Annotated in this window: 15 protein-coding genes; all 15 read right to left on the bottom strand. The window is 39.8% G+C overall.

All coding sequences use genetic code 11. The features are described 5' to 3' along the window. Position 1: 1 nt before the first annotated feature. Complete coding sequence (locus tag FFM82_RS10435; RefSeq protein WP_137645774.1) at positions 2–658, bottom strand: replication-relaxation family protein; 657 nt, start codon at positions 656–658, stop codon at positions 2–4. 2,099 nt (positions 659–2,757) lie between these two features. Beyond that, positions 2,758–3,441: a helix-turn-helix transcriptional regulator gene (locus FFM82_RS10430; protein WP_137645773.1), complete on the bottom strand. Its 684-nt coding sequence runs from the start codon at positions 3,439–3,441 to the stop codon at positions 2,758–2,760. Positions 3,442–3,517: 76 nt separating this feature from the next. Next, the gene (locus FFM82_RS10425) at positions 3,518–4,438 is read right to left on the bottom strand and encodes an LPXTG cell wall anchor domain-containing protein (protein ID WP_137645772.1); all 921 of its coding nucleotides are present in this window, start codon (positions 4,436–4,438) and stop codon (positions 3,518–3,520) included. A gap of 15 nt (positions 4,439–4,453) precedes the next feature. After that, on the bottom strand, positions 4,454–5,062 hold the full coding sequence (locus FFM82_RS10420; protein WP_105517944.1) for a YddI family membrane protein: 609 nt from the start codon (positions 5,060–5,062) through the stop codon (positions 4,454–4,456). Positions 5,063–5,086: 24 nt separating this feature from the next. Further along, complete coding sequence (locus tag FFM82_RS10415) at positions 5,087–6,169, bottom strand: C40 family peptidase (RefSeq protein ID WP_137645771.1); 1,083 nt, start codon at positions 6,167–6,169, stop codon at positions 5,087–5,089. Further along, a complete protein-coding gene (locus FFM82_RS10410; RefSeq protein ID WP_137645770.1) occupies positions 6,170–8,002 on the bottom strand; it encodes a CD3337/EF1877 family mobilome membrane protein in 1,833 nt (610 codons plus the stop codon). 12 nt (positions 8,003–8,014) lie between these two features. Continuing rightward, the gene (locus FFM82_RS10405; RefSeq protein ID WP_137645769.1) at positions 8,015–8,374 is read right to left on the bottom strand and encodes a hypothetical protein; all 360 of its coding nucleotides are present in this window, start codon (positions 8,372–8,374) and stop codon (positions 8,015–8,017) included. After that, complete coding sequence (locus tag FFM82_RS13580) at positions 8,371–8,547, bottom strand: hypothetical protein (RefSeq protein ID WP_170178277.1); 177 nt, start codon at positions 8,545–8,547, stop codon at positions 8,371–8,373. The genes FFM82_RS10405 and FFM82_RS13580 overlap by 4 nt, the downstream gene beginning before the upstream one ends. After that, on the bottom strand, positions 8,547–11,027 hold the full coding sequence (locus FFM82_RS10400) for an ATP-binding protein (protein WP_225425682.1): 2,481 nt from the start codon (positions 11,025–11,027) through the stop codon (positions 8,547–8,549). The genes FFM82_RS13580 and FFM82_RS10400 overlap by 1 nt, the downstream gene beginning before the upstream one ends. After that, complete coding sequence (locus FFM82_RS10395; protein ID WP_137645768.1) at positions 10,921–11,478, bottom strand: TcpE family conjugal transfer membrane protein; 558 nt, start codon at positions 11,476–11,478, stop codon at positions 10,921–10,923. The genes FFM82_RS10400 and FFM82_RS10395 overlap by 107 nt, the downstream gene beginning before the upstream one ends. A 12-nt stretch (positions 11,479–11,490) precedes the next feature. Beyond that, complete coding sequence (locus FFM82_RS10390) at positions 11,491–11,823, bottom strand: hypothetical protein (protein WP_137645767.1); 333 nt, start codon at positions 11,821–11,823, stop codon at positions 11,491–11,493. 15 nt (positions 11,824–11,838) lie between these two features. Continuing rightward, a complete protein-coding gene (locus tag FFM82_RS10385; protein ID WP_137645766.1) occupies positions 11,839–12,798 on the bottom strand; it encodes a conjugal transfer protein in 960 nt (319 codons plus the stop codon). 70 nt (positions 12,799–12,868) lie between these two features. Next, positions 12,869–13,162 (bottom strand): hypothetical protein, encoded by a 294-nt coding sequence (locus tag FFM82_RS10380; protein ID WP_137645765.1) that lies wholly within the window; start codon positions 13,160–13,162, stop codon positions 12,869–12,871. A 264-nt stretch (positions 13,163–13,426) separates the two neighbouring features. After that, entirely contained in the window at positions 13,427–14,164 is a 738-nt protein-coding gene (gene istB / locus FFM82_RS10375; RefSeq protein ID WP_003555349.1) for an IS21-like element helper ATPase IstB, read from the bottom strand. A gap of 9 nt (positions 14,165–14,173) precedes the next feature. After that, positions 14,174–15,397 carry an IS21 family transposase gene (gene istA / locus FFM82_RS10370; RefSeq protein ID WP_137645764.1) on the bottom strand — a complete coding sequence of 408 codons (1,224 nt, stop codon included), beginning with the start codon at positions 15,395–15,397 and terminating at the stop codon, positions 14,174–14,176. Positions 15,398–15,506 lie beyond the last annotated feature (109 nt).

The raw sequence follows: 15,506 nt of genomic DNA, 5'->3' as shown, positions 1-15,506 counted from the left end.
TTCATTCCCCCCCCAACATCTCATCAAGATTACCAAAAGTAACCTCTATTCCCACCTCTGCCGCACATTTTGCGACCAATCGGCGAACATTCATAGACTGATATAAATAAACAATATGCGTGTACTCCCCTGCCTCCAATAACTTTTTATAATTAAGCAACTTCTTCTTTATCCGTACGGGGGTCTTCCTTGTCAATTCAACTTCTATTGCCTGCCTTGTTTCTTCTGTATCAATTACAAAATCAGGTAAATTCTTTAATTCTCTTCTATCCTGTCCGCTGTCACTAACTTCATTCACTAACAATTCCCGTTCCGTCTCAAAACTGGCTTCTTTTAAATGCTCCTTGTAAAAAATCATGCTCTCATTTACTAACATGCTATGCCGAAAAATTGCAAAATTCGGTGCTTTATTATCTCTTGAAAAACCAAAATTTAGTTCTCCAACAAATTCACTACCTGCTTTAGTTATCAAAAAAACCGCCTGTCTTATATTCTTAAACTCTACAACTAAACCGTTCTTTTTTAATTCCTGTACTGCATAATATGCTGTTGTTTTTTTTGAACCTGTCAAACTAACAATCTGCTCTATATTTGCAATTCCCAATCTATCTATTATTTCTAACACTCTCTGTCTTTTTTCTGTTAACCCAATAATCAACTTAAACACCTACCTATATTTTTTATCTATCTGCTCTTGAACTTTCTTTTGACCTGCTCTTGAACTTGACCTTGAACCTTCTCTTGATCTTGACTCTTCTCTTGAACTTAATCTTCTGACCTTGAACTCTACCTCTCTTTATCTCATTCTTATTTACTATCTTTTCTTATCTCTTTCTATCTTACTCACGCTTACTTTTTATTTATATCATCTCTAGCCAGTCGCCCGCTCGAAACTGTACTATCGTAACTACGTGGAGAGAGTGCAGTTTCGAGCGGGCGACTGGCGGAATCCTTTGAAATAAAGGAAAATATAGCGTGAGTTATTGAAAATTATATCCACTAAAATTCAATTAAATTATAAAATAAAATCAACCAAAAATCAAAAAATAAAATTCAAAGTCAAGTTCTGATGAACTGATAAACCGTTCATCTAAAACCCTAAAAACAAAAAATTTCAGTTCTTTCAGAACTTCCAATTTTATATTTTTAGGGTTGCTATTAAAAGACCATTTTAGTATTTATCATTCAAAAAAATATATAATCTCACTTGTGTTTTATGGTTTGATGAGCTATCAATTGAGCTGGTAGTTCAGGAGGAAGGCAGACTTTCCCTATCTGAATGTATAGAAAGTCTTTTACCAAAACTTGTGACGATTATCAACGTCGCAGTATAGCCCGATCGTTTTAGCACGTTATTGACTTGGATAACATTCCAGTTACCCACTTAGCTTTTTCCACGCTCCTACCTTGCCCCGCGTGTTGACCTTTCGGCTCTCTGTTTGCTAAGCTCCCTATCAAGGTTCACTACAGTCCAATCGACCGCTTACGAGTAACTAGCTAACTTTCTTGATTCACTCACGCACAACACTACTTGTTACGTCAATCTTCCTGTTAGTGACAACTCCAGTCGTATCTTTCGGCGAAGTTTAGCCATAATAAGTGCATGCACTTCCATTGCTTTTTATCTTGCTACGCACTACTCTTTTTCGCACGTAGTTTAGACTTCTGATCGTTTATCAGTACGGGCTTGCAACATTTACCCGTTGACCTTAGATTACCTGCAATAACGAAACAAATAACCCACGTTTACCATTTGTTGAGCGGTGTAACTTCCGCTTTTTAAGTAATTTTCATTACAGTTACCCCCTGCAGATTGACTTTTTTTGCATTAAAAAACCGTCAACCAAGGCATTTGCCTTAATTGACGGGTCTAATTTCATCATTAAATCTTGAACTTCTAGCCTTTTTCGGTTATTCTATTACTGCCGCTTATGTTGCGGACAAGCTGATTAGCTTGTATAATAGAGATAACTTCTAGCGCTAGAGCTATAGTTTTAATTGATGGGTGTTCATCAATTAAGGCTCTCGTCATTCGATTACCAGTCGAATTTCGAGCTAGCGTTTTTAGTTTGTCCAAAAACGCTAATGCCTTCTTATATGTATTCAATTTTATCTCTTTAAGGATAACCTACAAAAAAGAAAAAAACAAGTCTAAATACCGACATATCAAGCAATCTAACCGTTAACTATCCACTTAACACCTTGAAAGACGCTTAGAACGCGTCTCTCAACACCTAAACCCCCTTATTATTTTTTTCAATGCAATTTATAATCTTTTATAAGATAATTCATAAGGAATGCTAAATATACCACTTCTAGTTTACATAATCACTCTTATCGCAACCAACAACTAGACCAGTGCTTCACGCACCCTTGTGCATTGCCCCCTAATCACAAACTCGCCTCAACCCTTTAACTTCCGTTCACAATTGGCCCGTTTTTCAAAATTACACAATCTATACCACTTACCTTGATTTTACTTCTTTGCACTTCTTTTTTGTTTCATGTTATAATGAACTCGCAAAGAAAGAATAAACGTTTTTACACCAAAGCCCCTAGCAGGTTACGACTGCTAAGGGCTTTTTTAGTGGGCTAAATGTCGCCTATTTTATTTTACTTGCGGCGTTTCCGTTTTAGCCAGTCCGTAAACCACGCTGTTATCAGCGCAACCGCAAGCGGGGCAAAGAAAGAAGTAAACAATTTTTACACCTCCCAACCGTTGCAGATTGGATAGGCAACTTTTTCATTATACCTTATTTACCGTCTTTGCCACCAGTGCCGTTTTTTTGCCGTTTCTGGCGTTTTCGGTTCATCCCTAACCTTTTCTACCTCCTCCGCTTTATCTGTGCTTAAATCGGCTCCATTTTCCAATAATTTCAATCGTTTTTGTGTTCCTAGCTCCAATTGTTGTTGTTGATCGAGCAATTTATAAACCTTACTTAATTGCTCGTCTTTCTCGCTCATTTGTTTGTCTTTCGTTTCGAGTTGCTTATCTTTCTGTGCTAATTGTTGCTTTAACACCTCGAATTGTTGGCGGTAGTCTTCCAGTACTGCTTGTACTGCAGTATTATCGCCCTTAAACCCTTTATATGTAAGGATTTTGCCATTTTCTTCTGTATCACTATCCTGTATCGTTGTATTGTTTTTTTGTATTGATACACGGCTTTTTGTATCACTATTTTTTGGCTCTATATCAGGTTTTTTCGCCGTTTTTCCTGTTTTTCCTGTATCACTAGCATTTGTTGCTCCTGTGTCACTGACACGCGTTATCGCAATAAAATGCTCTCTAATTCGCTTAATAGTAGGTTCTCCGTAGTAATTAACATTCTTTAGCCTTTTATCGTAATCAATACGGTTCTTACTAATATAGCGATACACGCGTTGTCGATTTATCCCCAGTTCTTCCGCGATTTCTGGTGCCGATAACCACCTTTTAGCCAATACAATACACCTCTCTTTTTCAGTACAGGTTTATTATAGCAAAAAAAAAATAGCCCTCAATGGGCTACTCCTCTTTTTATCTATTAAATAATTTTTTGAATCCACCAATTTTTTGCGCTCCTGCGATTAACCCTGATAGCGCGATCAATATTGCTCCCGCTATGCTCATGCTCATATTTTTAGTATTATCCTCGCCAGTTTGTGGCAAAGTCGCTTTTGCGGCTGTTTGTTGTGCCTTCTTGCTATTGTCCTGGACTGCCTGTGGCTGTCTTGCTTTAGTATTCTGCGTGGTAGCCGCTGTTTTGCTTGAACTTGCCGTACTTGAATTATCGCTACTGGTGTTTGGGTCTACTGGTGTTGTGGCGGCTGTTTGTTTCACTGTACTTGAACTCTCCGCCACTGTTGAACTTGCTTCACTTGAAGTTTTAGTCTTACTTGTACTGCTCTTCTGTGTCGATTTTCCGGCTGATATTGTGTCACTTTCCTTACTGCTTGTATCGCTTGAACCCGTTGTATTAATAGGGTTTACAGGGGTTACCGTATTACTTCCTGTACTGCTTGTGTCACTACTGCTTGTACTGCTATTCGCTGATGTTGTATCGCTTGTATTGCCTGCTGGGTTAGTTGGGTTTACTGGTGTGGTACTGTTTGCGCTACCGTCGTTATCGCTTGTACTGCTACTACTTGAACTACTACTCCCCGTTGTGTCGCCCGTTGGTGTTGTCGGGTCTGTTGGTACTATTGCACTACTTCCAGTATCATTATTTTCACTTGAACTTGTACCACTGCTTGAAGCCGTGTCACTCGCCTGATTGCTTGTGTTTGTTGGGTCTGTTGCTGTGGTGCTTGTATCGCCTGTCGTGGTACTTGTTGGGTCTAATACTGTTGTTGTCTGGGCTGATGACACTTGATCGGCATTCGCAATCGTTGTTCCTGCCGCTCCAAAAATTAAAAGACTTGCTAAAGTTGCTGACGCTACACTAACTGTTTTTTTCATTTTTTATATCCTCCTCTAATTACTCTTGTTTGGTTCGTAACCTGCATTGTATTCAATCTTGCTAATTAACCACTCTTGCCCGCTCTTGACTAACTTCGTTCTCATTACCATATTAACTTCTTTTGTAGTATCACCTACCTTGTTCTCCATTTTATAGAATGTGACCGCCTCTTGATTCTTGCTATCACCACTATTAAAAGTTTCTATATCTCTAATCGTTGTTGGTGTGTAGCCGTCGTCTTGGCTGTCGTTGTTGTTTGTACCGCTTGGCTTTAATTGCTTCACTGCGTCGCCTGTTAGAAACGGCGAAATCTTTTTATATCGCTCTTGTAAGTTCTTATTTTTTGAAACATATAAATTCTGTAGAAATGCTGCGAGGTTGCTACTAATATCTTTTGTGTTATCAGTAGTAGTCGACTCTTCAGCGGTGCTACTGCTTTTGCTGTCGGTCACTGAACTTTCTTTTGCGTTCGCAATCGTTACCGCTTGTTTTTTTAGCTGTCTTGATATGTCTTGATTTCTCCCTCTTTCACGCTTTAAGGCTTGCCCTGTTTGCCAGTTTGACACTAATAACAAGCCAATGAATACAGCTACTAAAATTAGTGGTATTCTGTTCTTTTTCATCTTCTCAACCCTTTTTTTACCTGCTTAATTTACCCCTTTGAGTTTGCCGAAATGTGTCTTATAAAGCTTTTGCCACGCGGCAACGTCATCAACTTTGACCCCGTTGTCTTGTGCGTCAAACATTTTTCCATTTCCTAAATAAATACCAACGTGGGTCATTCCGCCTTGGCTGTCCGTTCCCTCAAAAAATACTAGGTCTCCTGCTTGGGCTTGGTTCTCTGAAATCTCCGTCACTTCTTGCCATTGTTGCTGACTTGTTCGCGGTAAACTTATTCCCGCTTTTTTGAAGCTCCATTGTACTAACCCTGAACAATCGAAGCCCGTTGTTGGGTTTGACCCGCCCCACACGTACGGGTTACCCTCGTACTTCTTAGCTTCGGTAATCACTGCATTATAGTAACTGTGTGACTTGCCACTTACTGTAACTGTACCGCCGCTAGTATTCTGTCCTGTGCTTGGGTCGTAATACTGTAAAATCTTCTTCCAGTAACTACTATCGCCCGAACCTGCACCATAACTCGGTAATACGTTCTTGTAAAAGTCATCATTCGCCGCCTCGGACCATTTTCCGCCGTGATTTTTCTTCAACCACGGTCCAAACGCGGGGGCGTTATACAAAACCGAAGTTATGTTAACGTCACCCTCATTTGTTGCGCTTGGGTCATGTCCTGTTATGCTCTTAACGCTCGCCAATTGGTTCTTAAAAGCTAGTACCCCGTAATGAATACTTTGCTCTGTCGTTAAAGCATTCGTGACGTTTGCGCCTTTCACACTCTCGCTTGCTTGAAATATATCAGGGTATTGCTCCGCGTTTCCGTGTGTTTCAACTTCCACATGCGCCAACAAAACGCCTAACCATGAAGCTGGTACATTTTGTTTATCCATTTCAGCTTTAATCTGATCTTTAAAGCGCAACGTTTTAGCTGATAAACCTTTCGAGCTTCCCGTTGCTAGGGTGGTTGTTGACGTTGTTTCTGTCGTTCCAATTCCGCCACCACTCAACGAAACCATTAAAGCCGTGCCAACCAAAAGAAAAGCAATTAGGATAAGGGGTAAAAAGATAAATATTAAGCTGTGTTTTGCTTTTTTCTTTATCGCATTTTCCACCTAATCAGCTCCTAACGGTCGTTCCTTACTAGTCTTACGCCCCGATTCTTCGCGTGCATTCCCCTGTTTACTCTCTGCGTTTGCTCCGTGTGCCGCTCGTTGTTCCGAGTTCTCGCGTGCGTTGCTCTGCTCGTTGCTTTTAGGCTCTTCATTTCCGTAACTACTTTTTCTTTCTTCTGCGGTTTGTGGCTCGTCGCTTCTTGGGTTTTCTTTTGCTTGTGGTTCTTTTTCGCGGCTTGGCTTGGTCTTTTGCTCTGATTCTGCCCGTGCGTCCGCTTTGGGTTTCATTTGCTTTTGCTGTGGTTCTGTCTTACGTCCTGATTCTTCTCGTGCATTTGGGGTCGTCTTTTTGCCGTATGGCTGTTGTTCTTGCCGCCCCTGTGGTTCATTAGACTTCGGGTCGCTTTTATTTGGATTATTTGGTCGTGCTGGCTCGTTTCTATGATTTGTTTGCCGTTCAATCTTTCGACTTGCCGCGCCTGCCATTTGTCTAATATTGTTGCTTCCTGCGCCTACGGTTGCCACTCTTCCGCCTGTAACCGTTGATATTATCCAATCACGCTTTAAGATCATTAGAAAAGCTACAATTATCAATAATGACGAATTTGCGATATAGCCACCAACTGAATTAGGACTAATAAAGCTGTCTACGATTTGAATTATCAGCAGTAAAAACATGATAAACATTGCTGTAAATGCCTTGAAAAAGAATAGTCCAATAATTCTTGCGAGGTTCTTATAACCACTGTTCCCAAACCACGGTAACAGTGACACGAAAAACGACAACGGCACTAACAACAATAGGGCTAAAATACCAATCTGAATTATCAAATTAAACAATGAAATTAGTAGTAGTGGAATGCCCAAACCTAGGGTAATCATGGGGGCGATTAGCCCTACTGCAAGCTTGGTGTTAATACCCTCGTCTCCATCTTGCATGTACTTATTGTTTAGCTTTTTATTTTCATCTTTAACAGTCTTGTCCGAACCACTATCTTTTTTCTGTTTTAAAAGATTATCTATCCTATCGCTATTATTCTTGGTTATTGCCTTTTTATCAGTTGTGCCGTAATTCATCAATAAGTAGGGGCGATAGACCGCCGTATCAAAATAAGTATTACGTAATACCGCGGTTGTGCCTGCTTCTGGTTGGTTAGAGTCAATATTTTGTGAACTACCGTCAAAAACTAACGCCGCTTTTAAAAAGCTGCCCTGTAGTCCACCACTAATTGTATTAACACCTTTCATTAGACTTGTGCCAAATACTAAAAACACACTACAAAGCACAAATACTAATACCGTTTTACCAATAATGGCAAAGCCACCGACCAAATCATTTTTTAAAGCGAATGTATAGCCTGCCGCAATTGCTACGACTACCAAAATCAGTGCTAAAAAGTTATCAATTAAGGTTTGCCAAATGCTTGCCGCCGCACTATTTATCTGGTCGATTTTCCCGTTTAAAACGTCCGTTGTTGATAATAGATTTATTACTTTATCAAACCCTTGCCAAATTAATTTGTTGATATAGAAAAAGGTATTTCCTACCCCTCTAATCATGTCTTTAACGGGGTGCGTTGTGGTGTTTAAATCGGCATACCCTTTATACTGATCGATTGGATAACGTTCACTATTTAAGGTCACACCACCTTGTTTAACGTCCTGTGCGGTGTAATAGTTTTCTTCGCTATACTTTTTTGCGGCTTGTTTAGCTAACTCCGTAGCCGCCTTTTTAACGCTATCTAAACCGTTATCCGCGTGAACTGCTGTACCTCCGATAAATAAGAAACCTAATGCAATTAAAACTATGGGGACTAGCTTTTTTATTTTCATGTGTTTGCCCCCTTAGCTTGTACCTTTGTGTACATAAACCTTTTTCATCTGCATAACCTTTGCGGCTTGGTCATTGTTGGTTAATTGTTTCCACTTACCATTACCAACTTTTTTGTAAAAACCTGTATAAGTTTCGCTATCAGTAACTCGTACGTAATAAGTATTTGGGTTATCTTCATCATGGTAAACCGTTGCTTTCGGGTGTCCGTATGGTACTCCGGGGTCTACCCTTTGTGTGTCCGCTTTATCAATCTTCAAAACCTGCGATACCATTTCTTTATAGTCCGCTGTCGTTTTTCCTTGGCTACATGCAGTTAATATTAGCGTTATTCCTAATATCGCTAATATTAATACTCCCCCTTTCTTTTTCATGCAAACGCCTCTCTTCCCGCAAGTATTCCAATTGCCGCAATCACAAGTCCCGTAATTGCTAATACATCTGAACTACCCGAACTACTTAAGATACTTGCCACGTTTACAACTTCCATCATTAAGCCAGCAAGGCTTACTACTGCTCCGATAACTAAAAACTTCCATTTAACCATTAGACAAACTCCCTTTCTGCCTTGGCACTATGGCTTTTATCAACTGTCTTGAATGCTCGTATCCATTCAGGAAAGACACAATCAACGCTTAACGCGTCTACCCGTCCATAAAAGTCTCTGAACAAACATTGCCCCTTTTTCATATCTGCCAACAACTCTTTATTTTCTTTGGTTACAGGCAAGTCCATAAACTTCAAAATATCTTCTCGCTCTGATCTCTCGTCAAATGCAAAACATGCTCCGAAGTTCCCGCGGTCGTCCTCGCTTTGTGCGTCTTTAACGGACTGCGTAATCATGATTAATTGATTGTTATAGCTTCGTCCTGCACGTCTCAACTCCTTAACTAATCGCTTGCCGCCACGAGTTGCGGTTAACGTCCATGCTTCATCAAATATAATTGAGGTCTTTTGCTTGCGGTCGCGTTGTCCGAAATATTGACAGAACTTCGCCAACGGTATCATTACCGCTAGCGCCTTACGGTCGCTGTCGTTCATTTCCTCAAATTTTGTACCCGCCTCTGGCAAGTCCAAACCTTGAATACTTAAAATTGTGTGCTTGTAATCAATGTTCAAACCGTGGCTTGTTCCGTCTGAAAAAGCTAACTGCAAAATTGAATTTTTAACTAACTGGCCGATTAACCCGCCTGCTTCGGCAATGTTTTTAACCTTGCTTGTTTTTAACATCTCGATTAAGTCCATTAAGCCGACTTTCTCGCCTTTTTGCTTGCGCTCGATTAACATGTCTAAGTCTTCCAAAATCTCGCGTTTTACGTCATCTTTGCCTTTTAGGTTATACACTTGTTCAATCAATGCCACGGCGGTATCTTTTGCCTGTGCACCATTTAAAAAGCTCAATGGGTCAAGCACGCCGTAATTATTTTTGTCGTTCGGGTCAAGTGTTACATAATGAAAAGTCTTCATTAAGTCGATAAAATACGGGTAATCTTTTTGTATTTCAGGGTCTTTGACCGCTTCTTCAAACCATGCATGATTTTCATTTTTAGGGTCGGTCATTAAAATTTGAACATCAAGGAACGTCATATAAAACATTAAAAGCTTGGCTAAGAATGATTTCCCTTTTCCAGTTTCACCCGAGATCAGACAATGCGGACTGTCCGTCATTGCTCCGACAATACCTTCATTTGCTATCATAGGGTGGTACAAAACAATATCACGGCTGTTTTGGATAGCGGTGCTTGTATCTGGCGCTGTTCCGTGGGTTACTCGTCCGAGATAGAAACCAATATTTGAACCTAAGTTACTTGTTAAACCAAACAATAATTCTGCGATTCCGCTATCTTTGGTATACTGCAACCAGTAACGCTCAAACTGTATTGAGTTGCCATTTAAAAGCGTGTAGAACAAGTTAATCTGATCGGCTAGCGGTCGTGTTAATTCAACGTGATAATTAGCCATATAGCTTTTAAGTGCATTACACCTATTTTGACACTGGGTTTTGTCTTTTCCGCTAACCACAAAAACACCTAACCACTTATAAAACGGTGTTTTTTTGTTCTCAATATCATTTCGCAAATCGTTTAATAATGGCTTTCCTTGTAAGATAATACTGTCGCTATCCTCGTTGGCGTACATATCTTTGTCAGTTTCCTTGAAACGGCGTGCGGTAAACTGCGTTTTCCGAACTGCTGAACTTGGTTTCATCTGCAAAGCTTTAACTTTGAACTCCACGGGAAACGGCATTTTTTGAACCACTCTGAATATCTCTGCATAGGTCATATTTACTTCTGTGTTCGTGATTGGCATTAGTGCGATACAACTTTCGCCATATTCATTTGTAAGCCTTAGAAAGCCTGTATACGAAACTGGATCGATTGTGGTATTAGTCGTTTGCAAGTTGGCGGGTATTTCTGACCCTGCAATTCCTCGCCTAAAGGGTTCGGTTGTATTGCGGTAAAGTTGTTTATCCGTTAACCGCTCGCCTTTTAAGACTGATAAACCGTCAAACACCTCTTTTTCGCTCACTTCGTACGGTTCAAAAGCTTTCTTTGTATCAGCTACGCTTAAACCTAAGTAACTTAGAGCTTGCATTGTGACGCTATCAAACGCCGTTTTAAACGATTCTTTAAAGGTATCTTGCCTTAAATACGCTGTATTGTGCAACTTCACGCCGACCGTGAAGCCGTATCGTGTAACTTCGCCTAATTCCTGCCCTAAAACGTACATTGCGCGCTCGTCATAGCGTTCGCCTATCTTACCTGTTTCACTGCTAAAGTCTTTCTCTAACTGCTTAAAGCGCTCATTTAAACGCATATCTTCGGGCAATAACTGCAAGTCGATTTCATAATAAGTTTTCAGTTCCCACAACATTTGTACCAATGTTCTTTTATAGCTCTCGATCTCCTCGGCGTTGTTTTCACTGATGGTTCGGCTCGGTATTCTGTAGTACGCCCACACTTGGCCCGTGTTCGTTAGCAACATGTTCTTTAATATCGTTTTGAACGGCTTTTTGAGGTTTTGCATTTCCTGTCCCCCTTTCTTTCATAATTGCTAATTTCGATTCATTAAAACTAACTTTTTCTTCTTGGTATGGTATTGAACGTTCATCATTAAACCTTTTGTGTGGGCGTTTAACCGTCCACCAAAAAACTATTAAATCTTTCGTAAATGCAAAAACATTTTTTCCATTAAACGCGGCGCGTTCTTCACTTAAAAAGCCACTGCCAAACCACATTGGAACTAAGAAATAAATCAATAGAATAAATTGCTTATTGATTACCCCAAACGTGATATAGTCCAGTAACACAATTTTTAGCAGCCACAATAACAACCCGATTACAATTGCGATTGCCACTCTTCTTATTTCAACTCCCACGGGTAACTTAATTTGGTCGTTTAAGCGATAAATGACAATTGGCTTTTTAAATATTTTTCTATAATTATAAACTTGCTCTTTCGTCTGTTTTTCGCTCATACTCCTCACTCTCTATCCTTGGAAAAGTTGTACAAGTGCTTTTAATGCCCCGATAAAGCTATCTGTAAAGTTGATGATCCAAATTAATAATGCGGCTCCTAATAAACTCCCGATAACCATGCCCCAACGTTGTGTAAAGATACCTCTGAACACTTGAACGATTAAATAAATGATTACTAAGTTCCCTGCAATAGTCTTGATCCAGTCGGTTATTCCGCTCCCTGTTGGCAATGAACTACTTGCCGCAAAAGCTGGTGTTGAGATTCCTAAAGTTACTGCACTTGTCGCCGCGGTTTTGTAGGCTACGTCAAATAAATGGTCTGCTTTTTTTAAAAATTTTTTCATGTGTTTTCTCCCCTTTTATTTTCCTAACGTGTGTTTCAAGTTTTCTACATAGAACTTGTTTCCACCGTCTTTCCTTAATTCCAATGTCATTTCTTGCGTGCTATCGATCTGCGTTTTTGCGTCTTCAACATCAACTGTCACTTTAGCTATTAAGTAGTTTCCGTCTTTGTAAACATCAACTTCGTTAATGTCTTTATACTTCTGTGACCCACCCAATAAAGCAGGGTTCTTCATGATATATTGCACGTCTGTAATATCGCTTGAATCGATATACTTCGGCAAGAATGTTTTATCTAACCAATTTTGTACGTTTTCTTTGATCGTTGCTGATACTTGTTCTTTACCGTCTAAATTGTTTGTCGCTTTCTTGGCGTTCGTCGATTTGAAGTTCGGTACATACTGCGTATATGGTACTGAAACCACGCTATACTTACTATTTTTGTTCACAACTTCAAAATGAATAATTTCAGCCCCGTTTGTTTTGTCCTTATCGTCCTTTTTGTCCTTTGGAGCATAATTATAATTAACCAAATAAGCTAATTTAGTTGTTTTGTCTTGCGTATCTTGTGACCACATCATGACTGAGGCAGGTGTTTTGGTTCCTTTCGCATTATCTATCGTTGGTGCCTCCACACCACTCGCTAAATACTTGCTTAAACTCTTTTTATAGTCGTCTCCACTTTGATTAGTGTCATAATAAGCTTGTACGAAGTAACGCCCAAAAACGTCTATATTCCCCGTCTGTTTACTTTCTTCTTTCAACTTTCTTACTTGGCTACTCATGGTTTGAACTTGCGTTTCTAGCGAACGTTCACGCGCGATTGTCCGCGCTTGCCTAATAACTGCCATTAAAGCAATTACAAAAACAACTACAATGACTAACCAAAGCATTATTCTAAAAGCTTTATACGAATGTTGTGCAGGAATTTCAGGGATTTTTTTCTTCTCCTGATTTTCCTTTACTTGGTTAGTCATTCCCTTGATTTTTTTAAGCCACTTTTTTATGATTCTCGCCTCTTTTCCTAAAAGTATTTACAAATGATATTCAAATATTATCTACTTTCATATAGAATGTTAAAAGGCGTTGCACAAGACTGTTTTTCTTGTGCTTAACTCTAAGGAAAACTTCACTTTTTCTTAGAGCGCCAATTTTTTTTACTTGTAATTCCACTTTTTCCAACTGATCTTTATTAATTATCTTTGTTCTTGTTGTTCCAATCTTTTTAACCTCAACTCCTTCAAAATATTCTGGGTGCACCCGAAACAACGTACTTAGATAGTGCGAGTTTTTCCCGATTAGCTGACTAGCTTCGCGAAAAGTTAACCATTTTTCTTCCATGTTCAACCTCCTTTCTGTCTATATTTTAGCACTAATGTTCCACGTGGAATATTTCAGATTGTAAAATAGTTCCCTTTAAGGAATTATTTATAACTAGGGTAAATTACAAGTTTCCGTGATTGTTTATATTAAAATTGCAATCCGCCAACTGAAAGCGCTATAATGATCATAAGAAATTATTTTTTTCTTAACGTTGTCGCACAAGTGTCAAGGGCAGTTTAAAAATGTAGGTTTTCGGCAGAAAGAAATGTAGGTTTTCGGCAGTTACTTGAGGCCACGTAATCGGTAAGATTTACCAGTGATCTTCACTACGTGAACATGATGAACCAAGCGATCGAGAATGGCTGCTGTCACAGTTGGGTTCTGGAAAATATCAACCCAAGCGGATAGATCACTATTGCTGGTAATGATCGTTGAATGCTTTTCATAGCGGGCATTGACTAGCTGAAATAAGAGGTTAGCTTCTTGGTGACCAATTGGCAAATACCCAATTTCATCAATAATTAATAGGTCATAGCGCGAATAGCGGCTTAGAGATCGATCAAGCAGTCCTTTTTCGTAAGCTGCTCTCAATCTAATCAACAGCTCATGACAATTAATAAAGAGAACCCGACAGCCCTGTTTACAGGCCTCAATCCCAATACTAATTGCCAAGTGGGTTTTACCGACTCCCGGATTGCCAATAAAGATTAAGTTTTCAGACTTTTCCATAAAAGCCAGATTCTGGAATTCCAGAACCTCTTGGCGATTAATACTGGGTTGAAAGCTAAAATCAAATGTATCTAGGGATTTTGTATTGGGGAACCGAGCACGGCCAATGGCCCGTGCAATCTGACCTTCGTGTCGATTCTGGAGTTCCGAATTAGTTAAATCAATTAGCGCCTCAGTTAATGACAGATTATCAGTGTGAATTTGATCAAGGTAATTCGGCAAGTATTCACGGATTTTGTTTAACCCTAAGCGCTCAAGATTATTTAAAAGAATTTGATTATTAGTGGTCATGGTAGCCTCCTATAAGTTGTCGTAATCAGTCATATGTTCACGAATGTAAGCTGAAATGTCTTCATCTGTCCGCCCTTTAAGCAAATCAGATTTGAGGATATTGAACTGATCTTGGGGGTCATAATTCAGCGAATTGGTAGTTATGGAGTGCGTACGAATTTCTTCTCCGTTATAATAAATGTGGATGCGCTGCTCATCATTGGAGATTTCAACAGCAACCGTACAACCAATGTATCGCGGATCTACTGAGTACTTACATTTGCGGAAATTGATCATGGCCTCCTTCGAAACGACACGGGTAATGTTTTCTTCGAAGTATGGTTCAAGGAGATTAACTGGAACGCGATGAAGGTACTCTTTTTCTTCGTCTAACCATTTCAGGTACGGGACTTCGTCCGTGGCCTGCGAAGTTTCATGATTTAGATCATCTCGGAGCATATGAACTAGTTCGATTAGCTCAGTTCCATCAGCAAATTCAGTATTGTATGGCCGTAAACGTTCAACCGTGCGAGCAAGGGCTTCAACTGCACCTTTAGTTTGTGGTCTGAATGGTCGACAAGCAATTGGTGTGAAACCGGCATCTTTACAGAATTCGTGGAACCGTTCGTTAAAGACAGCGTGGCCAAACTGGGATTTTGTATGATCCACAACGGTTTTCATATTATCAAACCAGATTTCCGTCGGAATACCTCCGGTATGAAGGAAAGCGTCGTGTAAGCAAGAAAAGAGGGTATCTTGGCTCCGATCAAAGGTTAGTGTCATATATTTGAGTTTTGAATAAGGCAATACATACAAGAAAATATTGAATTTAAACAGCTCACCCTCGCTGCTCACTAGGGCCATTTCTTCTGTCCAGTCAACTTGAGCAGAGAGACCAGGGGAATGTTCAATCCGAATGGTAGCTTTCTTAACTCGTTCTCGGCGGGTTTGGCGACAATAATCTTTCACGAGGGTATAGCTGCCGGTAAAGCCCTTCTTCTGGATAAATTTAAAAATTGAAGCAGCCGAACAATTTAGTTCAAGCTTTGAATCGATGGTTTGCTTGAATGGATCCAGTAAACTTGGCCGTTTCGGTCGACCACTTGGTCGGCCCTTAAGTCCAGCTTTGACTTCCTCATAGGCTTTCTTAACGGTTCGATAATCAACATTATATTGCCGGGCAATCTCGGCGAAGTTAGGCTTAATATTTTCAGTCACGTAAATCGTCACTCCTTCTCTTAAATCACGTCTCACATCAAATTCCTCCTACACTCTGATGTGATTCATGATACAAAAAATGTAGGAAAACCAACAGTTCTAACCTGCCGTTTTCCTACATTTTACGGGTGCCTTTTACAGCTGT

Origin of the sequence: Lactiplantibacillus plajomi, from assembly GCF_005405405.1 — a bacterium.
Taxonomy (GTDB): domain Bacteria; phylum Bacillota; class Bacilli; order Lactobacillales; family Lactobacillaceae; genus Lactiplantibacillus; species Lactiplantibacillus plajomi.
Note: the sequence above shows the minus strand (reverse complement) of the source record. Positions and strands in the feature narration are given on the sequence as shown.

Bases quoted from the DNA above. Each gene is read 5' to 3' on its own strand.
- FFM82_RS10425 (WP_137645772.1), bottom strand. From the start codon at position 4,438: ATGAAAAAAACAGTTAGTGTAGCGTCAGCAACTTTAGCAAGTCTTTTA.
- FFM82_RS10420 (WP_105517944.1), bottom strand. From the start codon at position 5,062: ATGAAAAAGAACAGAATACCACTAATTTTAGTAGCTGTATTCATTGGC.
- FFM82_RS10410 (WP_137645770.1), bottom strand. From the start codon at position 8,002: ATGAAAATAAAAAAGCTAGTCCCCATAGTTTTAATTGCATTAGGTTTC.
- FFM82_RS10405 (WP_137645769.1), bottom strand. From the start codon at position 8,374: ATGAAAAAGAAAGGGGGAGTATTAATATTAGCGATATTAGGAATAACG.
- FFM82_RS13580 (WP_170178277.1), bottom strand. From the start codon at position 8,547: ATGGTTAAATGGAAGTTTTTAGTTATCGGAGCAGTAGTAAGCCTTGCT.
- FFM82_RS10400 (WP_225425682.1), bottom strand. From the start codon at position 11,027: ATGCAAAACCTCAAAAAGCCGTTCAAAACGATATTAAAGAACATGTTG.
- FFM82_RS10395 (WP_137645768.1), bottom strand. From the start codon at position 11,478: ATGAGCGAAAAACAGACGAAAGAGCAAGTTTATAATTATAGAAAAATA.
- FFM82_RS10390 (WP_137645767.1), bottom strand. From the start codon at position 11,823: ATGAAAAAATTTTTAAAAAAAGCAGACCATTTATTTGACGTAGCCTAC.
- FFM82_RS10385 (WP_137645766.1), bottom strand. From the start codon at position 12,798: ATGACTAACCAAGTAAAGGAAAATCAGGAGAAGAAAAAAATCCCTGAA.
- FFM82_RS10380 (WP_137645765.1), bottom strand. From the start codon at position 13,162: ATGGAAGAAAAATGGTTAACTTTTCGCGAAGCTAGTCAGCTAATCGGG.
- istB (WP_003555349.1), bottom strand. From the start codon at position 14,164: ATGACCACTAATAATCAAATTCTTTTAAATAATCTTGAGCGCTTAGGG.